General features: G+C 33.6%; 24 protein-coding genes. 13 read left to right on the plus strand and 11 right to left on the minus strand.

Going from position 1 to position 24,698, the window contains the following annotated elements:
- Nucleotides 1–6: 6 nt before the first annotated feature.
- From AC2A1D_RS02625 to mnmE, 9 genes are all read right to left on the minus strand, one after another.
- Complete coding sequence (locus tag AC2A1D_RS02625; RefSeq protein ID WP_484042114.1) at nucleotides 7–678, minus strand: hypothetical protein; 672 nt, start codon at nucleotides 676–678, stop codon at nucleotides 7–9.
- A gap of 4 nt (nucleotides 679–682) precedes the next feature.
- Complete coding sequence (locus tag AC2A1D_RS02630) at nucleotides 683–2,074, minus strand: DUF6965 family protein (RefSeq protein ID WP_484042115.1); 1,392 nt, start codon at nucleotides 2,072–2,074, stop codon at nucleotides 683–685.
- Between the two features lie 74 nt (nucleotides 2,075–2,148).
- The gene (locus AC2A1D_RS02635; RefSeq protein ID WP_484042116.1) at nucleotides 2,149–3,222 is read right to left on the minus strand and encodes an AAA family ATPase; all 1,074 of its coding nucleotides are present in this window, start codon (nucleotides 3,220–3,222) and stop codon (nucleotides 2,149–2,151) included.
- Entirely contained in the window at nucleotides 3,222–3,527 is a 306-nt protein-coding gene (locus AC2A1D_RS02640; protein ID WP_484042117.1) for a hypothetical protein, read from the minus strand. The genes AC2A1D_RS02635 and AC2A1D_RS02640 overlap by 1 nt, the downstream gene beginning before the upstream one ends.
- The gene (locus AC2A1D_RS02645) at nucleotides 3,527–3,871 is read right to left on the minus strand and encodes a helix-turn-helix domain-containing protein (RefSeq protein WP_484042118.1); all 345 of its coding nucleotides are present in this window, start codon (nucleotides 3,869–3,871) and stop codon (nucleotides 3,527–3,529) included. The genes AC2A1D_RS02640 and AC2A1D_RS02645 overlap by 1 nt, the downstream gene beginning before the upstream one ends.
- Before the next feature lie 75 nt (nucleotides 3,872–3,946).
- Nucleotides 3,947–5,248, minus strand: coding sequence for a hypothetical protein (locus AC2A1D_RS02650; RefSeq protein WP_484042119.1), 1,302 nt, complete (start codon nucleotides 5,246–5,248; stop codon nucleotides 3,947–3,949).
- 22 nt (nucleotides 5,249–5,270) lie between these two features.
- Nucleotides 5,271–6,428, minus strand: coding sequence for a tyrosine-type recombinase/integrase (locus AC2A1D_RS02655; RefSeq protein ID WP_484042120.1), 1,158 nt, complete (start codon nucleotides 6,426–6,428; stop codon nucleotides 5,271–5,273).
- Nucleotides 6,429–6,450: 22 nt separating this feature from the next.
- Entirely contained in the window at nucleotides 6,451–6,993 is a 543-nt protein-coding gene (locus tag AC2A1D_RS02660; protein WP_484042121.1) for a helix-turn-helix domain-containing protein, read from the minus strand.
- Between the two features lie 242 nt (nucleotides 6,994–7,235).
- Nucleotides 7,236–8,621: a tRNA uridine-5-carboxymethylaminomethyl(34) synthesis GTPase MnmE gene (mnmE, locus tag AC2A1D_RS02665; RefSeq protein ID WP_484042122.1), complete on the minus strand. Its 1,386-nt coding sequence runs from the start codon at nucleotides 8,619–8,621 to the stop codon at nucleotides 7,236–7,238.
- A gap of 200 nt (nucleotides 8,622–8,821) precedes the next feature.
- Between mnmE and AC2A1D_RS02670 the strand changes: the two genes are divergently transcribed.
- Complete coding sequence (locus AC2A1D_RS02670; RefSeq protein WP_484042123.1) at nucleotides 8,822–9,259, plus strand: phage tail protein; 438 nt, start codon at nucleotides 8,822–8,824, stop codon at nucleotides 9,257–9,259.
- A gap of 176 nt (nucleotides 9,260–9,435) precedes the next feature.
- Here AC2A1D_RS02670 and AC2A1D_RS02675 read toward each other — a convergent pair whose 3' ends face one another.
- Complete coding sequence (locus AC2A1D_RS02675; protein WP_484042124.1) at nucleotides 9,436–11,205, minus strand: aminopeptidase P family protein; 1,770 nt, start codon at nucleotides 11,203–11,205, stop codon at nucleotides 9,436–9,438.
- Nucleotides 11,206–11,419: 214 nt separating this feature from the next.
- Between AC2A1D_RS02675 and AC2A1D_RS02680 the strand changes: the two genes are divergently transcribed.
- The 5 genes from AC2A1D_RS02680 to AC2A1D_RS02700 all read left to right on the plus strand — a co-directional run bounded on the left by AC2A1D_RS02680 (nucleotide 11,420) and on the right by AC2A1D_RS02700 (nucleotide 16,348).
- Entirely contained in the window at nucleotides 11,420–11,857 is a 438-nt protein-coding gene (locus AC2A1D_RS02680) for a DUF6526 family protein (protein WP_484042125.1), read from the plus strand.
- 89 nt (nucleotides 11,858–11,946) lie between these two features.
- Nucleotides 11,947–12,114 (plus strand): phosphatidate cytidylyltransferase, encoded by a 168-nt coding sequence (locus AC2A1D_RS02685; protein ID WP_484042126.1) that lies wholly within the window; start codon nucleotides 11,947–11,949, stop codon nucleotides 12,112–12,114.
- A 69-nt stretch (nucleotides 12,115–12,183) separates the two neighbouring features.
- Nucleotides 12,184–13,227 carry a DNA topoisomerase IB gene (locus AC2A1D_RS02690; protein ID WP_484042127.1) on the plus strand — a complete coding sequence of 348 codons (1,044 nt, stop codon included), beginning with the start codon at nucleotides 12,184–12,186 and terminating at the stop codon, nucleotides 13,225–13,227.
- A gap of 271 nt (nucleotides 13,228–13,498) precedes the next feature.
- Complete coding sequence (pruA, locus tag AC2A1D_RS02695; RefSeq protein ID WP_484042128.1) at nucleotides 13,499–15,124, plus strand: L-glutamate gamma-semialdehyde dehydrogenase; 1,626 nt, start codon at nucleotides 13,499–13,501, stop codon at nucleotides 15,122–15,124.
- Nucleotides 15,125–15,562: 438 nt separating this feature from the next.
- The gene (locus tag AC2A1D_RS02700) at nucleotides 15,563–16,348 is read left to right on the plus strand and encodes a patatin-like phospholipase family protein (RefSeq protein ID WP_484042129.1); all 786 of its coding nucleotides are present in this window, start codon (nucleotides 15,563–15,565) and stop codon (nucleotides 16,346–16,348) included.
- Here AC2A1D_RS02700 and AC2A1D_RS02705 read toward each other — a convergent pair.
- On the minus strand, nucleotides 16,345–16,797 hold the full coding sequence (locus tag AC2A1D_RS02705) for a GNAT family N-acetyltransferase (protein WP_484042130.1): 453 nt from the start codon (nucleotides 16,795–16,797) through the stop codon (nucleotides 16,345–16,347). The two genes, AC2A1D_RS02700 and AC2A1D_RS02705, sit on opposite strands and share 4 nt — an antisense overlap.
- Before the next feature lie 253 nt (nucleotides 16,798–17,050).
- Between AC2A1D_RS02705 and AC2A1D_RS02710 the strand changes: the two genes are divergently transcribed.
- The 7 genes from AC2A1D_RS02710 to AC2A1D_RS02740 all read left to right on the plus strand — a co-directional run bounded on the left by AC2A1D_RS02710 (nucleotide 17,051) and on the right by AC2A1D_RS02740 (nucleotide 24,658).
- The gene (locus AC2A1D_RS02710) at nucleotides 17,051–18,361 is read left to right on the plus strand and encodes a hypothetical protein (protein ID WP_484042131.1); all 1,311 of its coding nucleotides are present in this window, start codon (nucleotides 17,051–17,053) and stop codon (nucleotides 18,359–18,361) included.
- Between the two features lie 364 nt (nucleotides 18,362–18,725).
- Nucleotides 18,726–19,760, plus strand: a complete 1,035-nt coding sequence (gene mutY, locus AC2A1D_RS02715) for an A/G-specific adenine glycosylase (protein ID WP_484042132.1) — start codon at nucleotides 18,726–18,728, stop codon at nucleotides 19,758–19,760.
- Between the two features lie 44 nt (nucleotides 19,761–19,804).
- Nucleotides 19,805–20,362 (plus strand): gliding motility lipoprotein GldD, encoded by a 558-nt coding sequence (gldD, locus tag AC2A1D_RS02720; protein ID WP_484042133.1) that lies wholly within the window; start codon nucleotides 19,805–19,807, stop codon nucleotides 20,360–20,362.
- Between the two features lie 27 nt (nucleotides 20,363–20,389).
- On the plus strand, nucleotides 20,390–21,313 hold the full coding sequence (locus tag AC2A1D_RS02725) for a PfkB family carbohydrate kinase (protein ID WP_484042134.1): 924 nt from the start codon (nucleotides 20,390–20,392) through the stop codon (nucleotides 21,311–21,313).
- An 87-nt stretch (nucleotides 21,314–21,400) separates the two neighbouring features.
- Nucleotides 21,401–22,765 carry a peptidylprolyl isomerase gene (locus AC2A1D_RS02730; protein ID WP_484042135.1) on the plus strand — a complete coding sequence of 455 codons (1,365 nt, stop codon included), beginning with the start codon at nucleotides 21,401–21,403 and terminating at the stop codon, nucleotides 22,763–22,765.
- A gap of 117 nt (nucleotides 22,766–22,882) precedes the next feature.
- A complete protein-coding gene (locus AC2A1D_RS02735; RefSeq protein WP_484042136.1) occupies nucleotides 22,883–23,827 on the plus strand; it encodes an NAD(P)H-dependent flavin oxidoreductase in 945 nt (314 codons plus the stop codon).
- An 81-nt stretch (nucleotides 23,828–23,908) separates the two neighbouring features.
- Nucleotides 23,909–24,658, plus strand: a complete 750-nt coding sequence (locus AC2A1D_RS02740; RefSeq protein ID WP_484042137.1) for an NUDIX hydrolase — start codon at nucleotides 23,909–23,911, stop codon at nucleotides 24,656–24,658.
- Nucleotides 24,659–24,698 lie beyond the last annotated feature (40 nt).

Genomic DNA, 24,698 nt, shown 5'->3' on the forward strand with positions numbered 1-24,698 from the left:
AGTCAATCAAATATTTTTTAAATCTTGAAAATTATCGGAAATCAAAATGGATTCAATTGTCTTTAATTGCTCAGGTTTCAAAGTTTTTAGTTTCTCATCATTAAAAACCATTCCGTTAATCTGAATATAATTATTATTGTTTTGTATGAAAGTATTTTGATTATTTTGATTCATTGCACCCACTACATTAAAATACAATTTTGCGGCTGTCATATCTCCGTTTACAGCAAATTTAAAAACCTTTGCCAATACTTTTGAAGTCATAAACCTAAACTGCTCTACAATCTCATTATATTGTGGTTGTGTTGCGTATTCTTTTAAATGCTTCGTAACCGTTTGCCTACTTAGTTCGGATTTAATTGCAATTTCGGAAGCCGTAGGCATTCTTCCATAATCCTGCATAAGTTCGGAAATGGTCGCTGTAATAGTATTATGATTATTTTCCCAAATCACATTTCTTGTACTCTCTGCCGTAATATTCCAAATTTGTTTTAGAAATTTTGCGTTTTCATCTCCTTTAAGTTCCTTAAATTTTTCTGTAAGTAACTCGTAAAATTTTGTTTTTTCATCATCATTAAGGATGTTCAAATCTTCTTTATTTATTTCTTTTAACTGTAGGATAAAATCTATTTTCTGCTCGAAAGTTGTAAACTTTTGTAAACCTTTTTTTGCTCTCATTGTTCTAATATTTTGAAATTAATATCTGTTTTAGTTGCTGTAATCTGTTGAGGTAAGGTAAAAATGTATGATTGCCGTCATTGGCTTTTATGGTCTGTAAATTCGATTGAATAAAATTTGAAATATCATTTATCATACTACATTCATTCAATTGTATTGATTCGGTTGGTAATGGAAAATCAGAATAAAACTTTTCCAGCTCTGCAATTTCTTTGCTCCAAATTTCAACGTATTTTTTTGTTTCAATCATTTTTCTTCTAATAGTAGATTGCCTTTGTAAAATGTTTGTTTTTGGCTCAGTCTTTACAGCTGTTGCAACAATCTCCAGCTTTTTTGGTTCGGGTGGTGGTTCTGAAATTTGTTTTTCTTTTCGGAACAAACGCCAATCCTGCTTTATCAAAATATCTGCAATATCATTTCCGTTATCTCTGTCCTGTTCATCAGCTAAACGCTCCAGCAAATCCGAAAAAATAAACCGTGTTCCTGTTAATTGCTTTTCAAAATCTTTTGCTTTAGTTTCCCATTCTTGGAATGTGTTGCCATCTTTAGATAAGTCGGGAAAAACAAAAACAATTCTGCCTTTCAAAATTTCTATTTTATCAAATGAAAAACTGCTTTTATTGTAAACTGCCAACCAAATAAAATCTTTAGAAGTATTAGGCAATCCAAAATACAAACTTCCATAAATAGCCGTTTTAGGTGCTTCTACCAATGCAACAGGATTGTTTTGGTATCTGCTCAATAAATGTTCTCCAAATAAACAGGAAACTCTCTTATCTTGTTTTGTGTAGGCTTGTAACCAGTCAGGCAATGGCTTATTATTTCGGTTGTGATGTTTTTCAATAATTGAATGTAGAAAATCTGTGCCTGTGGTGTGGTTTATATCATCAAATTGCTTTACTTGAATAGCTCTTATATTGTTTTCAATATCAATAAACGGAAAAGTAATTGCTCCAGCTCTGTAACCATTGGCAACCGTTCCCAATCGATACAACTGAATAACTTTTGTAATCTCATCAGCTTCAAAAGGAAAAGAAATATTCTGTATTAAGTTTTGAACAAAAATATTTTGCTCATAATTCGATAATGTTTTTTTGAATGTTTCAAAGTCAAAAAACACGGTTTTATTAGTTGCTTTTCGGTTGCTTTCTCGTTGCTTTTGAATTTTTGAAGATTCCCAACTTTTATCGTTTTCTTCCTGCTTTTTTGCAAATCCATCAGTATAAGGATTTAGAAAATAATTGCATTTGCTTTCTCGGTCGCATCGTCCGTAATGTTCGGGTAAATATTCATTAGTAAACGCATCAATGTATAAAACAAACGTTTTCTTATTACATTGCGGACAATGGTGTTTCTTACTGCTTTTATCTAAAATGTATTGGTGCTGTGTTTCCATAATTTTACTGCATTAGCGTTCACGGTGTTCACGGTGTTCATACTGTGAACGGTGTGAACATCGTGAACACTTGTTTAAGAATTAAGGTATTTATTTACTGCCCCTAAAGAAATATTCAATTCTGTTGAAATTTTCCTTTGTGAATAACCTTGTTGGCTTAATTCTTTAGCTTTTTCAATCGTGCTTTCTCGGTCTTTCTCCGTCAATTCTTTAAGGTGTTTCCGCTCTGTACCAAAACCTAAAAACTCAAATTCAAGGAAATTGAACGGTTTTTGAATTTGACAAATAGCAACATTATCTGTATCGTAAATAATCTCCGTATTTCGGGCTTTAATCTGCTTTAGATAGCGCAAATGTTTATCTGTGTGACTTTCTCCAATCGCAAAGCAACTATCTACGAAATTGATAAGCATTTTGCTTCCCTGTAAATCGTTCCTTGTTATTGGTTTTGACAAATCTCTTTTTGGCGTATGTGCCAATGCTAAAATTGAAAGTCCATATCTGCTTTTTAAGGCTTTCAAATGTTTCATCAATGGCAAAGCATCTTTTGCCTTTTCTGTTTCATTTTTGAGATAAGTGAGATTGTCAATGATGAGAATTTTTGCACCTGTTTCCGTTATACTTTGCTCTAAAGATTGATTAAGATAATCTTCAAAACTTTGGTTTTCGGGTATTTCTGCATCAGGATTTATTTCTAATCGTTTGAAATTTTCATCAAAAGAATAATGTTGTTCTAATAGCTTTTCCGCTTCGTTCTTTATGCAATATCTAATTTCAAACTGCTTAGCTGAAAGTTCAAAATCAAAGTATAAAACAGGTTGTTTTTCCGCTTCTAATTTGAAGCCTGCAATCATTTTTCCTTTGCTTATACTATCCGCAATCTGAACCGCTAAAATTGACTTTCCTAAATTGGTATCTGCGAACAAAATACATAACTCGCTATCGTGCCAAAGTTCCCCGAAAAGCATTAGCGGAATAGGGCTTGCTTTTGCCTGTTCAATCCATTGGTTAGCGGTTTTAACTTTGAAAAGCCCTTTGTTTTCCTTTTCGGCTTCAAGGTCTTTTTGCAGTTGCTCAACGTGACTAATAATTGTTTCAGGATTGTTGAGGTCATCAAATACAGGTTTTATCTTCTTCGCTTCCATCATTAGAATAAACTTAATTGGTTAGACTTTGGCGAATAATTAGAGTTCGTTGTAAGATACCACGCTTTGAAGCCTGTTGCTTTGCATTTCTTTTTCTCAACTTCCCAAAGCTTTCCAGCTTTTTCCAAATCTCTTTTGTATCTGCAAATATTCTTTTGGGGAACGCCTGTTGCTTCGGTAATCATTGAAGCGGTTGCAATATGATTTTGCAAATATTGAAATATGGTTTTCAATTGATTTTGAAAGTCCTTATCTTGCGCCTGTCTTTTATGCTGAAAAGAATTTGCCTTGTTATTTTGATTTTTCATTATTTCAAGGCTTTTTTATTAGACAAATAAGCATCTGCTTCCGCTTCTATTTCTGCGGAAGTTTTTCTTTTACCTGCTTTCAGGTACTCAATAAGTTCGGTTCGGGAAAAGTACAGGCGTTTACTTCGTTTCATGCTCGAAATTTCACGCTTTGATACTTTGCTGTACAATGTGGGTACAGATAAATTCAAAAGTTCGCTTGCCTGCTGAATGGTTAGAAGTTCGTCTTGCGGTTCGGTGCTTGGTTGCTCGCTCTGTTTTAATAGCAACGCTTTTAGTTCGCTAACTTCTTTTGCTAGCATTGTTACCGCTTCGGGTAACTTGTCAAATGTTAAATTTTCCATTGCTTAAAGAATTTTGTTTGTAATCCTTTGCAATGGTACAGGGGGCTTTTAGGGGCAACAATAAGGGGGTACGCCCTATTTTAATTGTTCATAGTCTTTTTTTACATTTTCTTCGTGTTTGTAAGCTGTATAACGGTCTTTATTTTCGGTGGTATTCTTTAATAATGAACTTATATTGCCTTTTACTGCTCGTCCTTCCTTGTCGCTATCAAACCATTTTGAAACCTCTCTATTTAATTTATACTTGCTATCAAAATGCTTTTTCTCTAAATATGGAATATACTGTAAGTAATCAAACATTGCAATTGCATAAGGTAAACCGCTTTCAGCTATTTTTTCAATTATTGAAACCTTGCTTTGTTCTGAAAGTGTTTTTACTTTTTCAAGTTCAAAAAAACCGTATTGGCTCAATTGTTCCTTTAATATATCTGCTTTTGTTTTTATTGGTTGAGGGGGTAACGATATATCATCACTTTTGTTTTTTGCACTATTGTAAAGCTTTTCATACTCAATCAATCCTATTGCATAATTGTAATGAATAGGCATTAATCCTATTGTTTTCGTTTGATAATTTTCATTAGTAAATGATAGCATTAATTTTTGTTTAAAGTCTTTTACTGCTTTTTCAGAAAGTAATTTGACCTCATCAATTTCACTTTGAAATGTGCTGTTTTCTAACTTTATTTTTTGCTGTTCGAGTATTCTTTTTACTTCGCTATGTCGTTCATCAAACTCTAAATCCTTAACCTCTTTTTTTAAATAATCTAAAAATTCAGGGAAAGTTTCAAAATTTAATTTATTTGAGTAGCCTGTTAGTTTTCTTACTGCTTTTTCAATTCCCTGCTCATCTAAACTTTCAACTGTCACATCTTTAGTTTGAAGTTTACTAAATTCATTCAAGTCATTATCGCTAAAAAAATCATAAAATTCTTTTAAGGTTCTATCTAATTCAAAGAAAAAAAATTGCAAATAATAATCAAAGTTTGTTTCATTTCTAAAATCCAAATATTTCTGCTTTGCTTCAAAAATTAGCCTCAAATCATCTTCCTCAAAATTTCTTTGAAGTTCAAATAATTCAGATTGAGCGTTTAAATTTATTATCGGTGCAGAAATATCTGCAATATTCAATTCACTAATTTTTCCTTTTAAAGGATTTATTATTTCAGCTTCAACAATATCAAACTTTTTTGCAATTTCTAATTGTATATTATCATATTCAATTTTAGACTTATAATTTTCATTTGGTCTTATAGAATTTCGTTTTTGAAATAATTTATTTGTTTCATCAATCAAATCTTCTTTACTCAACAAATAAGCTTTATTTGAGTTTAAATAATCAATAAATGAAAATAAGTTTTTTACGTTTTCTGTAATCATCTTGTCTTTTATGCTTTTAAAATTATAAATCCAATTTTATTTTATTCACAGCTTCACGCTTCTTTTCATCTACAATCTTCGCATAAATCTGCGTTGTTTTTAGGTCTTTATGTCCTAACATTTTTGAAACGGTGTAAATATCTGTACCATTAAAAAGCTGTAAAGTAGCAAATGTATGTCGGAAGTTGTGAAAAGTTATTTTTTTTGTTATTCCAGCATCCAAAACCCACTTTGCTAATTGCTTATTATGATATGCAGAATAAGGCAAATTTTCAAAAACCTGTTTTTCCTGCTCCATCTCTTTAGGGTTCTCTTTGCCGTTGGTAAAACTATAAGCCTGTTCAGAAATTGGGTACACCTCAACGCCTTTGGTTTTCTTTTGGCTGAAATTGATAAAATAACCCTGTCCTGCAATGTATTCTATTTCACTCCAGCGCATCTTTTGAATATCCGAAAACCTCAACCCTGTTAAAGCTGAAAACAAAACTGCACGTTTCAATAAATCATTACTGAAAGGTGTTTTTGCAAGTGTATTGAGCTCTTCAATGGTAAGATATTCCCTGCGTGTTTCTTCGGCTTTAATAGGGCTAACTTTAGCGTTGAGGTTGGTCTGCAAAATACCGTCTTTATAAGCTTGTTTTAAGGTAGCTTTTATTTTATTGAAATAAGAAACTGCGGAATTTTGGGAAAGTGTTGTTTTGTCGCTTTTGGTGCTTTTGGTGGTCAATAAATATTCTTTGAAATCTTCCAAAAACATTTCGTTGAGGTCGGCAAATTTTAAATTTCCATTGGTAAACGCTTCAAGGTAATGAAGTGCAGAAATCCAATTGTCGTAATTACTTGCCTTTCTTTTATTGGCTAACTTTCGGAAGTAATCAACAAAATTAATTTCTCCCTGTTCTTTTAATTTCAGTTGTTCTTTTTCGTATTGGCTGTAAATTTCGGGCTTATTCAAAAGGTTTTCCCTTTTTTGGCGTATGCTTTCAGCTATTTTCTGCGTTTCAACGTTATGATGTTTGTCTGTTGAGGTTTTAGGTTTCTCAAAAGTATAAAGCCCTAAAAATTCCCTACGAGTGGGTTCTCCTGTTTTAGGGTTGGGTATTGCTGGGTAAAAATCCAAATACAGGCTTTTACGTCCTTTAGAAATTGGCTTTTCTCTTAATGTTACTTTTACGGTCATTGTCTTTTATGCTATTTCAAATTTACTTAAAAATGTTTTCAATTAATACTTTGGGAACGTACACAAACTTCCCTTGTTTTATTTTGGGTATATTTTCCCTTTTAATAATGGTCTGTAAAGCTGTTGGAGATACTTTAAAGAGGTTTTGAACTTCTGAAATACTGAAACATTCTGAAACATAATAAGTTTTTTGTTTAGGCTTTTCCTGAACATTTTTAAACATATTATCTATATCAGTTCTTAATACAATTGTCTTTTTTATAAGAATATTAGTTGCTTTCAATTTTCCTGTATTAATGAGTTTATAAACATTCTGTTTTGAGCAACCTATTAATTTTGAAACTTGCATAACGGTTAAAAACTCTCTCGCTTTTAAGTCCTCAATTGGCTTATTTCTTATTTGTTGAGTTTCTGCTATTGAAACACCTATCTTTTCCGCTCTCTTACGGGCTTTGTAGGCTTTTTTGGCGCAATCGTCCGAACAATATCGGGTAACGGTAGTTTTAGCAATAAAATCCTTGCTACAATACTGACAAACACGGTTTAACTTAATATTACTGCTCATTTCTCCCAAATTTGTATAATAGTGTACTAAAGTGTTTAAAGTTGTGTAAAAGTGACAACCAAAAGAACAAAAAAAATGGATTCTTTTCTAAAAATCCTTTCGAGGTACAACAAAGGTACAAATTTGTACCGATTATCACAAAACAACACAAAAAAAACTATATTTGTAAAAAAGAAAAAGCCCTACAAATAAGGCTTTTAAGTATATTATTAACGGTTTTTTGATTGTTTATTTTGTAGTGGTTACTTTCCGATACAAAACTTAGAAAAAATATTTCCTAAAACTTCATCATTGGTAACCTCGCCGGAAATTTCACCGAGATACTCGAGGGCGTTTCTTAGTTCGTAGGCTAAAAGTTCGGTTGAAATTTGGAAACTGATGGCTTCTTTTACTTTATGAACGGCATCTAAGGATTTTTGTAAAGCTTCAAAGTGTCTTTGATTGGTGATTACCACGTTGTTTTCTTCTGTTTTTAAATGTTCAACATAAGAAGAAAGTTCATTTTTTAAATCTTGGATGTTTTGATTTTCAACAGCAGAAATTTTAATAAAATCAAACTCGTGGGTAATTTTGTTTCTGAAAACATCTTCAACCTTTTCGTACTGATTTGGCGATACTTCATCAATTTTCGTGGCACTAATAATCAGTTTTAAATCTGGGCGAAGCAAAGATGTAATCATTTCAATATCTTCAGAAAAATCTTCTGTTGCAGCATCTGCAAGATAAACGAGAATGTTTGCGTTTTCAACTTTTTCTTTGGCTTTTTTTACACCAATTGCTTCAATTTCATCGACTGTTTCGCGTAAACCAGCGGTGTCGATTAAACGAAAAGCATGACCTTTTATGTGCAAAATTTCTTCAATAGTATCACGAGTTGTTCCCGCAATATTACTTACAATAGCTCTTTCTTCTTTCAGTAAAGCATTTAAAAGTGTAGATTTCCCTGCATTAGGTTTACCAATAATTGCAACGGCAGTTCCGTTTTTGATGGCGTTTCCGTACTGGAAACTTTCAATTAAAGAATTTAGTTTTAATTCAATTTTATTTAGCAATCCAACCAAAGCAGAACGGTCGGCAAATTCAACGTCTTCTTCTGCGAAATCTAATTCGAGTTCGATAAGAGACACAAAATTCAACAAATCTGTTCTGAGGAAAGAAATTTCATTGGTAATTCCGCCTTTTAGTTGACTGATTGCCACTTTTCTTGAAGCTTCATTTTCTGAGGCAATAACATCTGCAATGGCTTCAGCTTGAGAAAGGTCGATTCTCCCGTTGATGAAAGCTCTTAATGTAAATTCACCCGCTTTTGCCATTCTTGCTCCGTTTTTTATTAACGTTTCAAGAATGCGTTTTCCGATGTGTGGAGAACCGTGAAAGGTAATTTCAACAGAATTTTCGGTGGTGAAAGTTCTTGGTGCTAAAAAAATGGATAACATCACTTCGTCAATTGCCTCCACACCATCCATAAAATATCCGTAATGAATGGTGTGAGATTTTTGCTTTTCAAGATTTTTGGAAGGGAAAGATTTTTGTACAACTTTCAAAGAATCATTTCCAGAAACCCTTATAATTCCTAAAGCTCCAACTCCGTTGGCTGTGGCAAGTGCGCAGATGGTATCGTTATTCATGCTGCAAAATTACGGTTTTTAATCGCAAAGAGCGAAATGTTTATATACCTAAAGATTTATTTAATGAATGTAAATCAACATATACAAAATCAGTATTAATAAAGCATCATTAAAAATTTCCACTTACGTATAAACTCAATATAAAGAATTACAATATATTAAAAATCAGTATCTTTAATACAAAATTAAATACTACAACCATGCCTCCAAAAATTATTAATCGCTACCATTTTTCTGTGGAATGGGGCGGAACAAGAACAGAATTTCTTGAAGTTTCAGGATTAGACATGAATATCGATGTTATTTCGGTAAGAGATGGTAATTCTAAATTAGAGTCAGAACAAAAAGCTCCTGGATTATTAAAATATTCGGATGTTACTTTGAAAAGAGCGATTGTAAAAGGTGATAACGATTTTTTTAATTGGATGAAAACTAAGTCTTTTGGCAATGTCGAAAGACGAGATATTGTGATAAAATTACTTGATGAACAGTTTAATCCTTTAATTATTTGGAGGTTAAAAAATAGTTTCCCTTCAAAATATATTGGTCCGGTTTTGATTAGCCAGGATTCTCAAGTTGCGACAGAAACACTCGTTATTACACACGAAGGAATGTCTATTGAAAGTTTAAAACAGTAAAAAAGTCACCTCAAAATCTGAGATGACTTACGGCTTTAAAATAATTTATATGAAGTGATTGAGTTTTAACTTGCTTTGGCAAAACTAATACCAATACGCTTCAATTCTATCAGTATTTTTACGGTATCTTAACCGTAAAAATACGGTAGTGTTATATTTAAAATATTTTTATTGCACTATAATGCACTTACCAATTGTAAGAACCAATCTTTTACTTCACCCTCCAAATGTGGAGCCAATTTCTCTTCACATTGTTTGTGATATGCATTCAGCCAGTTGATTTCTTCTTCAGAAAGGATTTCTTCTACAATGGTATCCTTAAAGAATGGACAGAATGTTAAGGTTTCAAACTCATAAAAAGTTCCATGAATTGTGGTTTCAGATTCTTTTACAGCAATTAAATTTTCATGACGAATTCCGTATTCTCCTTCCAAATAATAGCCAGGTTCATTAGAACAAACCATTCCTGGTAAAAGTTCTTGCGGATTCATGTCTTTTCTGATGTTTTGCGGACCTTCATGAACGTTCATAAAACTTCCAACACCATGACCTGTTCCGTGGTTGTAATCTTTACCTTCCATCCATAAAGGAAGTCTTGCAATTGCATCCAATTGAACACCCCTTGTTCCTTTCGGGAATTTTACCATTGAAAGACGAATCAAACCTTGTAAAACTAAAGTTGAATTTCTTTTAAACTCTTCAGAAGCGTCTCCCAAAGCAAAAGTTCTCGTAATATCTGTTGTTCCTTCCAAATATTGACCTCCAGAATCTACCAAAATCGTCGCATCTTTCAAAACCTCCTTACTTCCTTCAGATTTTGCAGAATAATGCATAATGGCACCGTTATCTTTGTAGCCAACAATACTTCCGAAGCTTTCACCAACAAAATTTTCTCCTTCAGCACGGAAACCTTTCAGTTTTTGACCGATAGAATACTCGTTCATAGCTTCTTTTCCGACATTGTGCGTAAGCCAATAAAGGAATTTCACCATCGCGACACCGTCTCTCACCATTACTGTTCTGAAACCTTCCAACTCCGTTTCGTTTTTCTGAGCTTTCATTAAATTTCCAGGAACTGCAGCTTTGATGAACTGATTTTCCGATTTTAAAGCGTCAAAAATAGATTGATTGCTGTTTGGCGAAACCAATACTTTTTCGTTTTTAATGGTTTGAAGGTGATTGTAAAACTCTTCATACGGCATCATTTTCACGAAAGAATCGTCCATTTGCTTTCTTGCTTCCACCTGCATTTTTTCTAAATCGGTGAAAAGAATTGCGTCATTTTTCGTGATAATTACGTATCCTAAAAATACGGGGTTGGCTTCCACATCGCTTCCTCTTAAATTTAAAGTCCAAGCAACATCGTCCAAACTTGAAATAATATGAACTCCAGCTTCCTGTCCCTCCATTTTTTGGCGAATATCAGCAATTTTAGAAACTACAGATTTTCCTGCCCATTTTTCAGGATGAACAAAAATTGGGTTCTTCGATGGCGTTCCTCTGTCTTTCCAAACCTCTTTTAATAAAGGTAAATCTGCAAGCTCGATATTTTTAGCACCTAATTTATGTTCTAAAGTTTGCCAATTGGCATGAGAAGTTGCCACTGCATTTACTGCTACTTTACCGTTTTGTGGAATTTCTGAAATAATCCAGTCGATATAATTGGGAGTTCCCTCCATTCCGTCTTTAAAAAGGTCGATTCCAGAACCAGCCAGTTCAATTGGAGCTTGTGTAAAGTATCTTCCATCCGTCCAAAGTCCAGCTTTATCTTTTGTAATTACCACAAAACCTGCAGAACCTAAAAAACCCGATAACCAAGCTCTTTCTTGCCATTCCTGCGGAAGATATTCGCTCATATGCGGGTCTGCAGAATATACGATAAATGCATCAACATTATTTTTCTGCATCTCTTCACGAAGTGCAGCCACTTTTTCCTTTGAAGTCATTTTTTTGATCAATTTTAAAAACCGAAAGTTACGAATTTTGACCGGTTGGAATTCCTAAAGCTGTAAAGATTTTCTTATTGATAAATTTAATGGTTGAAATGGTTACAAAATGTTTCATTTTACGCTTTGAAAATAATTTCAAAACACGGAAACATACCACAAGACTCTTTTTTGGAAAGATTATTGCAAAAGACTTAAACATAAAATAAAACCTATGAAAACACAGAATTATCAAAATCACAGCAGATATTACGCTCCGCATCATTTCGTTTACCTTCCGTTGCTAATTATTTTGGAAGGTTTGGGAATTTTTAAAATTTTTAATGATGAGGAACATCAGCTTTTATGGATTTTGTTTTCAGTCGTTATTTTTTTGATTTTTTATCTCGCCATCATGCTTAGACAACATTATGCGCTTGTTCTGCAAAACAGAATGGTAAGATTAGAATTTAAGCAGCGTTATTTTGAAATTTTCAATTTAAGATCTGATTTTGTGGAAGAAAAATTAAGTTTTAGCCAAATTGCAGCTTTACGTTTTGCGTACGACGATGAATTTAAAATCTTGCTTGAAAAGGCCTTGAAAGAGAATATTTCCGGAGACGACATCAAAAAATCAATTAAAAAATGGAGAGCAGATGAAAATAGGGTTTGAGATTTACTTTTGAAATTTTAAAAACTTCACATCTAGCATCAAGTATCCATCACCCAAAAATACTATTAACACCAAAAAAATAAATTATTATGAAAAAACTAGGTTTATTGAGCATTTCTCTATTATGTTTAATGCTTTTAACAAGTTGTGAAGCGGTAGAAACCATCTTTAAAGCCGGAATGTGGTGGGGAATTATCCTCGTAGTAGGCGTTTTGGGTATTATTTTATGGCTTTTTTCGAGAGGTAAAAATTCTTAAAGTTAAGCTATGGAAAATTTAGATTTGGAGATAATAAACCATCTAAAACCTTCCAAAATTATCAAGATTATGAAAGATCCAGAGGCTTCTGCAAAGGCGGTACATCTTGTTTATACCTCCGATGCAGAATCTTCAGGAATTACTCGTAAAAGGAAGGGTAAAAAGTTTTCTTATTTTAAGGATGGTGAAAAGGTAAAAAATAAGGAAGAAATTAAGCGTATCAACAGTTTGGTAATACCTCCTGCTTGGGAAAACGTTTGGATTTGCGCTTTAGACAACGGCCATCTTCAGGCGACAGGTTTTGATCTTAAAAAACGTAAACAATATCGCTATCATCCGCTGTGGAGTGCACTTAGAAATCATACAAAATTTTACAGAATGCTTCAGTTTGGTTACGCTTTGCCTTCAATTAGGCTTCATGTAGAGAAAGATTTAGCACTGAGAAATTTTGAAAAAAGAAAAATTCTGGCGTTAATTGTAAGTTTAATGCAAAAAACCAACATTAGAATTGGTAATAATGCCTACGAAAAACTCTACGGTTCTTTCGGTTTAACTACATTAAAAAATAAACATGTAAAAGTTGAAGGGCAAAAAATAAATTTCTCTTTTAAAGGAAAAAAAGGCGTGATGCATAATGTAGACTTGAAAAGTAAAAGACTCGCGAGATTGGTGCAGAAGTGTAAGGAAATTCCGGGTAGAGAGCTTTTTCAATTTTATGATGATGAAGGAAACCATCACTCTATCGATTCTGGAATGGTAAATGACTATATTAAAGAAATTAGCGGAGAAGATTTTACTGCAAAAGATTTCAGAACCTGGTCGGGAACTGTAAACGCCTTAATTGCTTTTAAAGAAATAGGGTACGCAGAAAGTAATAAAGAATACAAAAGGAAGGTAAAGCAAGCGCTAGAAATAGTTGCAGAACACTTAGGCAACACCAGTACCGTTTGCAAAAAATATTATGTGCACCCTCTCGTCATTAATTTGTACGAAAATAACTCTATAAAAAAATATCTAGATGAGCTAGAAAAAATAGAAGAAAACGACGGTAAAGCAGATCTTACGCATGAAGAAAAATTAGTTTTAAAAATTTTGGAAAACGAGAAAATATAAACTTCCGTTTTTCTTGTTTTTTGAACTAAAATAATCAAATTTATCCTGGTTAAATTTTAGTTTGGAAGATTTTATAAGGCTTAAACATAATCTTACCTGAGTATTTTCCGAAATAAATATCTTCAAATATTTACTTAAACAAAACTTATCTACTGGAATTATTTACTGTTTTAAAAAAAATACCTGTATAGAAAATGCACCGTGACAATGCTGCTGAATAAACTATAAATGTTGTAAATTTGTAACATTCAGAAAAAATATACAAAATCATATGTCAAAAGCAATTTCGCAAGTACCATTTGCAACGAACGAACCGGTTACCACTTACGAACCGGGATCTGCAGAAGTAAAATCTCTTATCGCTCAGTACAAAAAAATGTGGGCAGAAAAAACTGAAATTCCAATGGTAATCAACGGAGAAGAAGTAAAAACGGGAGATAAAGTACAGCTTCAGTCGCCTCAAGATCACGCTCACGATTTTGGGTTCTATCACAGAGGAACGATGCAGCATGTAGATGATGCGATTAATGCAGCTTTAGCAGCAAAAAAACAATGGAACGAGCTTGGTTGGGAACATCGTGCAGCTATTTTCTTAAAAGCAGCAGACCTTATTGCAGGTCCTTACAGAGATGTAATCAACGCTGCTACAATGATTGGACAATCTAAAAACGTGCACCAAACTGAAATTGACGCCGCTTGTGAATTCATCGATTTCTTGAGATTCAATGTAGAATTTATGACAGAAATGTATTCTGAGCAACCCGTTTCGGACGCAGGAATTTGGAACCGTGTTGAATACAGACCATTAGAAGGATTCTGTTTTGCGGTAACTCCGTTCAACTTTACAGCGATTTCTGGAAACTTGCCAACTTGTATGGCAATGCTTGGAAACGTTGTCGTTTGGAAACCTTCAGACAAACAAATCTATTCTGCAAAAGTAATTATGGATGTTTTAATTGAAGCTGGTTTACCAAAAGGTGTTATCAACATGATTTTCACAGATGGAAAAGAAACTGCTGAGAAAGTTTTGGCACACAGAGATTTTGCAGGACTTCACTTTACAGGTTCAACAAAAGTTTTCCAAGGAATGTGGAAAATGATTGGGGATAACATTCACAACTACAGAACATACCCAAGAATCGTTGGTGAAACTGGTGGAAAAGACTTCGTAATTGCGCATCCATCTGCAAACGTAGAAGCGGTTGCAACTGCTTTGGTAAGAGGAGCTTTCGAATATCAAGGTCAAAAATGTTCTGCAGCTTCAAGAGCGTACATCCCTCAATCTCTTTGGGCAGATGTTAAAAAAGTAATGGAAAACCAAATCGCAACTATTAAAGTAGGTTCTCCTGAAGACCCTTCAAACTTTGTAAATGCGGTAATCGATAAAAACTCTTTCGAAAAATGTAAAGGATACATCGATAGAGCAACAGCTTCAAGCGAAGCAAAAGTAGCAATTGGTGGTACTTGCGACGATTCTAAAGGATGGTTTGTACACCCAACTGTAATTGAAACAACCAACCCACAATACGAAAGTATGGTGGAAGAAATCTTCGGTCCAATCTTATCTGTTTACGTGTACGAAGATGCAAAATGGGCAGAAACTTTGGTTTTGGTAGATTCTTCTTCGCCTTATTCATTAACAGGTTCTGTTTTTGCACAAGACAGATATGCTGTGAATGAAGCTTTCAAGGCATTAGAAAATGCTTCTGGTAACTTCTACATCAACGATAAACCTACAGGTGCAGTTGTTGGGCAGCAACCTTTCGGTGGCGGTAGAGCTTCTGGAACAAACGATAAAGCTGGTTCTAAAATGAACTTACTAAGATGGACTTCTGTAAGGTCTATTAAAGAAACTTTTGTTTCTCCTAAAGATTACAAATACCCTTATTTAGGATAAGTAATGAGCAATACGTAATGGTTGCTTGTTGATAAATACAAAGCCTCGAAACTTGTTTTCGGGGCTTTCTTTATTGTTTCTGAAGACGAATTTCAACCAAAAATAAATTCAGAAGGAAAAAAACATTTCAATTTTAACAAATTTTAATGTATTTTTTTCATTTTTTAATAAATCTTCACACAGTTCGGAATAATTATTGAATGATAAATAACATCAATCTTAAAAACACAAAAAAATGTAACATCGCAATCAACAATCTTCATATAAATTATTATTCATAAAAATCCTCATATCTTATTTTTGAGGATTTTTTCTTTGGTAAATGTCTTAATAATTTAAATTAACTTTTCTTTAAAAACAGCCATCAAATCTCAGTTTTATGAAAAATTTAATACCTTTAAACCACTATTTATAGGAACTTATCACTAATTTTAAACTATGATTTCAGAAAAAACAGGTTTAGTACTTTCTGGCGGAGGCACCAAAGGAATTGCTCATGCAGGGGTTTTAAAATTTTTGAATACAAAGAAAATCAATATAGACATTCTGTCATGTTGCAGCGCGGGTTCTATCGTGGGTTGTCTGCACGCAATAGGGAAAACTCCTGAAGAAATTCTAGACTTTTTCAATTCTGTGTACTTTTTCAATTGGAAACACTTTACCTTCAATCAGCCAGGTTTGGTTTCGTCTGTTATTTTCAGAAATTATCTTAAACCTATTTTTGGAGATTTAAAAATTGGCGAACTCGATAAAGAAGTGCGAATTGTAGCTACCGAACTTGTTTCGGGAACTCAAAAAATTTTCGATAACGACTTCAAAATTGTCGACGCTATCATTGCTTCCTGTTCTATTCCTGGGATTACAACGCCTTATATAATTGGTGAGGAAATGTTTTGCGATGGCGGAGTTCTCAATAATTTCCCAGCAGATATTATTCGGGATGAATGTGATAAATTGATTGGAGTTTTTGTTTCGCCACCACACAATATTAATATTAATGATTTAAAATCGATAAAAGCCATTGTGTCACGCTCTTATGACCTTTTATCTTACCGCGTAGAAAAAATAAAATTCGACCATTGTGATTGGCTCATTACATCACAGCAATTCTCTAGCTACGGAACTTTTGAAAGAAAAAAACACCGTTTGAATGAACTTTTTGAAATTGGCTATCAAGCCGCAGAAGAGAGCTTTGTATCTTCTTTGAAAATTGAAGGAGTTTAATTCAAAACCAATTCCATTTGTGGTAAAAATCTATTTTTAACTGAAGACTCTTTTTGTGCATAAGTTTTGAAGCCAGAATGCTTATAAAAACTTTCTGCATTTGGGTCTGCGTCTAAAATTATTTTTAGAGCTTTCTTTTCTTTTGCGACTTCAATTGCTTTGTTTAATAGAACTTTTCCATAACCTTTTCCGATGTATTGAGGGTAGATAAAAAGATAATCGAGCTTTAAAGTATTGTTTTCACTTGTAAGAAAACTAAAGAAACCAACAATTTCAAATTCAACAACCAACTTATAAACATCATTATTTTCAATATAATTCGGTGTTATCGTTAAGTTCTCTTTCCATTCATTTAATTGCTCAATTTCGTAGCCCCAAAAAGATTTCCCTTTAAAAGCAATATCACTTAATATTGCGTCGTCTTTACTATTTGCTTTCTCGATTTTCATTTATACTATCCCTTAAATTTAAAATTAACAAAAAATTACAGACAATAATTTTATCTTTTTTCATCATTTAACTTTTAACATCGCTATTTCTTAATTGCACATTTTCATATAAAAAATCTAGCATTTTATTTGATTTTTTTTTACAAACCGAACATTTCATTAAATAAATAATAAAATATTTTTATTATTTGTATATTTGATAGATAATTATTTGTTTATAATTATCATTTTACCAACCATAAAAATATCAAATATGCAGAAAAATTTTATTCTCGCAATTGCATTTTCCTGTAGTGCTTTTGCTTATTCTCAGGTGGGTATTAATACTTCAACGCCTAAATCTTCCTTAGATATTGTAGGAGATGCTTCAAATGCTACAAAAGTAGATGGAGTAATCGCTCCACGCCTTACGCGCTTACAGCTTACCAATAAAGGAAACACTTTATATGGGGCAGACCAAATTGGGGCAATCATTTTTATTACAGATGTAACTAGTGGCGACAGCTCTAGCCAAAGAATAAATATCAATGCAATAGGGTATTATTATTTTGATGGAAGTGCATGGCAAAAACTAGTAAGTACAGCAACCAATTCTGATCTTTCGAATGATTCTTTCGCAAATGATAACGCCAACACAATGGTAAAACTGACTACAAATTCAGATGGTGTTACCCCAAGAAGTGCAGGAACAGAGTTTGTAGTAAAAGACAACGGTACTATTGGAATTGGGAAAACAAATCCATCTGTTATGTTGGATGTAAACGGGAAAATAAATGCTGTGGATGAAGTTTATATTCAAAAAAATGGGGAGGGCGGACAAATTACACTTCAAGGACAAGCTACCCTAGATAAAAGCTGGTATTTAGACCAAGTAAATGATAATGGAAATCCTAGATTTAGAGTATTTAACGGTTCAAGTGATCTTAATGGAATTACAATATTAGAAAACGGAAATGTTGGGATTACCACGAAAGTTCCAACAGCAAAACTTCATATTGACGCAACTTCTGGAGGTTCCGGAACAGGATTTCGCTTAGTGGATGGCTCGCAAGGCAGTGGTAAGATTTTGAGCTCAGATACCAATGGTAATGCAAGCTGGGCAACAAATGTTTCGGTAACACCAACGGTATTAGGAACTTTGCCGGGATCAGGAATTACAATGACTAATTTAGATCAAAAATACTATACCAATGCGTCCATTATTTTACCTGCTGGAAAATGGATAGTTTCTGCCGGAACAACACTTTCCATAGACCCAAATGTAATCGATGTAGACGGAAGTCTTTGGGCACATATTTTTATTTGTGATTCAAGCTCTTCGTATGCAAATTCTCCAGATCTAATGCCAGTTGGAGCTACTGCAGGAGCAGGAGGTATTACGAGAGGTGGAATGTTTGGAATGGCAGTAGGACAATTTATGATAAACAATACAAGCGGGGCCAACAAAACCTACTATATTTGGATGGATTCTGCTTATAAAGGAACTACTGATACCCCAAGAATAGCCAATGTTTTTTCTTCTTTAATTTGGGAACGATGGCTTTATGCATCTCCTATAAATTGATTTTTAATAAGATAAGTAATTTTTATTAATTTGTATTTTAACGTTTTTATTATCTTGAATCTATTGAACTTGGTAATATTTTCTTCGTGAATATATTATTTCAGAGACATTTATAATAATTTTTTAAATATTACCTTGTGAATAAAAATTTCATGCAGTAACAAAAAACTAGTGATAAACAATAAAAACCACGCTCTAGCAATTACAGGTTCAGTTTACAATGAGACGTAATCACGTTAAGCATGTTGAAAATTGAAAAAACCTAATGTAAAATAAAGACACTATACGATTCATCAAAAAAGAGCCCATTTTTCTACATTGCTTTTAAGTATCTTTGCGGGATAATTTTTCAGATATTACTTTCTTGAACACCTTACAAAACAACAACGACTTTCTGCATATTGGAAACAAAATTCTAAACTGGTACGCTCAAAACGCCAGAGATTTGCCTTTTCGAAATACAAAAGACCCTTATAAAATCTGGATTTGTGAAATCGTTTTTCAACAGACAAGAATTGCGCAAGGTTTAGGGCATTACAACCGTTTTGTAGAACGTTTTCCCGATGTAAAAACTTTGGCGGAGGCAGATGAAAACGAAGTTATTCTTCATTGGAAAGGTTTAGGATACTATTCTCGCGCCATCAACATTCATAAAGCTTCACAGCAGATTATGACTGAGTTTGGAGGTAAATTTCCTTCTGATTATGATGATATTCTAAAACTAAAAGGCGTCGGCAAATATACAGCAGCAGCAATTTCAAGCATCTGTTTTGGGGCAAAAAAACCTGCTGTTGATGGTAACTTTTATCGTGTACTGAGCAGAATTTTCGCTGATGATTTTGATATTTCACAATCTACCGCTTTCAAATATTTTTCAGAACTGGCACATTTAATTATGCCTGAAAATGTGGGAGATTTTAATCAGGCGATGATGGATTTAGGTTCGGAAATTTGCAAACCAAAAAATCCGAATTGTAAAGATTGCCCAATAAATAAAGACTGTCTCGCATTTTCTACTGGTAAAACCAATAATTTTCCCGTTAAAACCAAAAAAGTAAAAACAGAAAACCTGTCTTTGAAATACTATTTTGTGCACAGAAACGGAGAGTTTTTGATACAGCAACGCGGCGACGATTTTATTTGGAAAAAACTATTTGAATTTCTCCCGGAAATCGCTCCGGAAAATATAAAATATATAAAAAGTGTAAAAACTATAGAACACAAACTAACGCACAGAAATTTAAGCATTGAAATTTTCGATACAGAAATTGCTTCAGAAAGCGCTTGGAAAGCTTTACTAAAAAACAAAAAACTAATGATTTCTGATGTAAATGATGCTCAAAAACGTTCTTTTCCGAAGCCTCTCGAAAATTATCTGCAAAACGCGTTGAAAGACTGAAAATTGTGCCCGAAAATCTAAAATCTAATTTGTACTTTTGCCAAATGATTAAAAAAGTCATTTTTGTATTTGCGTCTATGCTTCTACTTTCATGTGGAAAAGAAGCTACGCCAAAGCCTTACGGTGAATTACGACTTGAATATCCTACTCCAAAATATCAAAAACTGGATGCAAATTGTAATTACACATTCGAATATTCGAACTTTGCTCAGCTTGCAGATGCCAAAAAACCTTGTTGGTATTACCTGAATTACCCAAAAATGAAAGCAAAAGTTTTCATCACCTACTACCCTATTCAAAATAACTTCGCAGACCAAGTTGCAGAAGCCGAGAAAATGGTATACAGACACACGGTAAAAGCAAGTTCTATCGATACAAAATCATTTGAATATCCTGAAAGAAAAGTTTACGGTAACTTTTATGAATTGAAAGGACAAACTGCGGCAAACATTCAGTTTTATGCAACCGACAGTACTAAACATTTCTTAACGGCATACCTGTATTTCAACTCAAGACCAAAACCAGATTCATTGGCTCCTGCAGTAAATTATATTAAGAAAGATTTAATGCATCTTTTGGATACTTTTGAATGGAAAAATTAATTTAAATAAAAAAATAACACATAAAATATGAAACTTTTAGTTGTAGGAAGTGTAGCATTTGATGCCATCGAAACTCCTTTTGGTAAAACTGATAAAATCTTAGGTGGAGCAGCCACTTATATCGCAATAACATCTTCTACTTTGGGTGTAAAATCTGGAATTGTATCTGTTGTTGGTGGAGATTTTCCTCAAGAATATTTAGATATGTTCAGCAACAGAAACGTAAATATCGAAGGAATTGAAATCGTAAAAGAAGGAAAAACTTTCTTCTGGGCTGGTAAATACCACAACGACCTAAATACAAGAGATACTTTGGCAACAGAAGTGAACGTTCTTGAAAACTTCGACCCAAAAATTCCTGATTCTATGCAAGATGCAGAAGTTTTACTTTTAGGAAACTTACATCCTGGAGTACAGCTTTCTGTTTTAGAAAAAATGAACAACCGTCCAAAACTTACCATTCTAGACACTATGAATTTCTGGATGGACACTGCAATGGACACACTAAAATTGATGATTGCTAAGACAGACGTAATCAGCATCAACGATGAAGAAGCAAGACAACTTTCAGGAGAATACTCTTTGGTAAAAGCAGCTCAAAAAATCCACGAAATGGGTCCAAAATACGTGATTATCAAAAAAGGAGAACACGGTGCGCTTTTATTCGGGGAAGGAAAAATCTTCGCAATTCCGGCTTTGCCTCTTGAAGAAGTTTTCGATCCAACTGGTGCAGGAGATACTTTTGCAGGTGGTTTTGCGGCGTATTTAGCAAAAAAAGGTCAGTTCGACTTTGAAACAATGAAGTCTGCTTTAATTGTAGGTTCTGCAATGGCATCATTTACTGTAGAAAAATTCGGAACAGAAAGAATTTCAGAAGTAGAAGAAGCAGATGTTTATTTAAGAATCAAACAATTCAAAGAATTAACTTCTTTCGAAGTAGAACTTGGTTAATATTTAGTTTTTAAGAAATATTTATAATAAAAAATTTAGCGTAATTCATTAAGAATTCTAAATTTGCAACTTGTTTAATAGTAGAAAATGATAAATAAATTTAAGATTGCTTTTCTTTTTGGTGTTTTCATGACATTTTTTTCAGTGAACGCCACAGCTCAGCTAAAGAAAGGGCAATTGGTAGACGGGATTGCTGCTGTAATTGGAGATGAAATCATCTTAGAATCTGACGTTGAAGAGCAGATGAATTATGCAAAACAGCAAGGTGCAGGAAATACAAACAAATGCGAGTTTCTTGAAAACCTTCTCAACAACAAACTTTTGGTAGTAGAAGCGAAAAAAGATACCCTTATCGAAAACCGTTCTGCTGCAATAAAGGAGCAGGCAAACGCAAAATACAACCAATTGGTTTCACAGTTTCCTGACGAAAAAACAATGTTGGCTGCCTACAAGTTCCGTAATCAGTACGAAATGAAAAATGCAATCGAGAAAATCGATACAGACCAATATTACGGCCAGGCAAAATATCAAAGAATTACTGAAAAAGCAGACGTTACCCCAAACGAAGTAACAGATTTCTACAATACATTCAAAACTCAGCTTCCTCAGATTAAAGACGAGGTATCTTTGTCGCAGATTATGATGTTTCCGAAACTTACAGATGCGCATAAAGATGAGTTAATTGCAAGGCTAAAGAAAATTAAAGCAGATATTATTGCAGGAGAAACGTTTGAAAGCCAGGCTAGAATTTATTCTGAAGACAAAGGTTCTGCACCAACAGGAGGTTTAATGAAGAATATCTACAAAGGCCAAATGGTAAAACCCTTTGAAGCTGCAGCTTTGAATCTTCAGGAAGGTGAAATTTCAGACCCTGTTGAATCTGAGTTTGGATACCACATCATTCAGTTGGTAAAAAAGTCTGGTAAAGTATATGATGCACGTCACATTCTTTTAATGGCAACGCCAAACGAAGAAGAAATAAATACTGCAAAGAAAAAATTAGATAGTATTAGAGGTTTAATTCAATCAGAAAAATTAAGTTTTAAAGAAGCAGCTTTTAAATTCTCTGACGATAAAAGAACAAAATTCAACGCTGGTGTAATTACTGGAAAAGATGGTTCTAATAAAATTGAAAGAGAAAGCATTCCGGGAACTGTAAGTTATGAATTGGCTGGTCTTAAAAAAGGAGATATCACAACAGCTTTCGACGACAAAGACGAAAGAGACAGATCTGTTGTAAAAATCATCAAAATTGAAGACGATATTGCAGCGCACCAAATAACTCTTGAAACAGATTACGATAGAATAAAGCAATTGGCATTAGACAAACGTAGAAACGAAATGGTAGAAAAGTATGTGAATGAAAAAATTCCTGCTACTTTTATATCAATCGACGGTCGATACAATTGCGATTTTAGAAGCAACTGGAAAAAAGCTTCAGTATCAAAATAAAAATTTAAAACCTTCAGAAATGGAGGTTTTTTTTATGTCTAGTTATAAGCGTAAGTTTTATTATTTTTACTTACTTAGCAACTCAGTTGTATTTAACCTTATCAAAAAAAATTAGATATGCAGGAAACTAATAATAGAATTTCGCAACTTTTTAATATACAGTACCCTATCATTCAAGCGGGAATGATTTGGCATTCCGGATGGAGACTCGCTTCTGCAGTTTCTAACTGTGGTGGCTTAGGAATTATTGGCGCAGGAAGCATGTATCCCGATGTTTTAAGGGAAAACATTAGAAAATGTAAACAAGCAACCGACAAACCTTTTGGAGTAAATGTGCCGATGCTTTATCCTAATCTTGATGAAGTGATTAATATAATTCTAGAAGAAGGAGTAAAAATTGTTTTCACTTCTGCCGGAAATCCAAAAACTTACACAGAAGGTCTTCAAAAAGAAAATGTAAAAGTAGCACATGTAGTTTCTTCTACAAAATTCGCTGTAAAATGTGAAGATGCAGGTGTTGATGCTATTGTTGCGGAAGGTTTTGAAGCAGGTGGCCATAACGGAAGAGATGAAACCACTACGCTATGCTTAATTCCTAATGTGAAAAAACATATCTCAAAACCACTAATTGCTGCTGGTGGAATTGCATTAGGCTCTCAAGTAAAAGCAGCCATGATTCTCGGTGCTGATGGTGTACAAATTGGTTCACGATTCGCAGCAACTCTTGAAGCAAGTGCACACGAGAATTGGAAGAAAAAAATTACCGAACTGAACGAAGGAGACACTCATTTAACTTTGAAAGAACTTGCGCCCGTTAGATTGGTAAAAAATAAATTCTTTAACGAACTAGAAGAGATCTACAACCAGGGAAGAAATAAAGAAGCTCTAATCGCTTCTTTAGGAAGAGCAAGAGCAAAACTAGGAATGTTTGAAGGGAATATGGAAGAAGGCGAACTAGAAATTGGGCAAGTTTCTGCGCTTATTGACGAAGTTTTACCTGTGGAAACCGTTTTCAAAAACCTCTTAAAAGAGTTTGAAGACTGCAAAAACCCAACGTTCTAAGCAAATAAAGCCATCTTGTTTGATTAAAAAAAAATATCGATATTAGCGACAACAAATATTACCTTATTTCTAAACCTTTACATGGACTCAAAACAGCAATTCTTAAACAGATCTGAAATAGCAAAAGAAATATATCTTTCGCACATCTCTGCAGATCCTGTTATTTTTGGATTTGAAAACAATGAACTGAAAGTTCTTCTCGTAAAAATGAACTATCGCGATAAATGGCTTTTACCAGGAGGATATATCCGCAAAGACGAGAACCTGGATGATGCTGTGCAAAGAATCATTAAAGACAGAACAGGCCTTACCGATGTGTACCTGCAAGAATTTGGCGTTTTCGGTAAAAAAAATCGTACTGAACATTATTTTGAAGATTTTGACGAAACTCTTTTCCATAAACAACGATTTATTGCTGTTGGTTATCTTGCCCTATACAATCCTTCTCAAGGTAATTTGGTGAGTGATGAGCTTAGCCAATACTGCGAATGGGTATACGTAAACCAACTGAAAGATTTAGATTTTGGAATGGATCATCGTGAGATTATCGAGAAAGCAATTCTTGCCTTAAGAGAAAAAATAGCCATAAAACCTATTGGATATAATCTTCTACCTGAAAAATTTACACTATCTGAAATTCAGAAATTATACGAGGTAATTTTAGGTAAAGAACTAAACAGAGGTAATTTTTATCGAAAAATAAAAAACTTAGGAATTCTGAAAAAACTAGACGAACAGAGACGTGGTGGCGCACACAAATCTCCAGATCTTTATAGTTTTGATGAAGAAAATTATCAAAAAGCTTTAGAAAACGGTTTAACGAACTGGTAATTTACAATATAAAAATTTTCGGGGCTCGCCTTTGGCGAGC

This window comes from Chryseobacterium sp. HNCC26DJ239 (genome assembly GCF_057180445.1).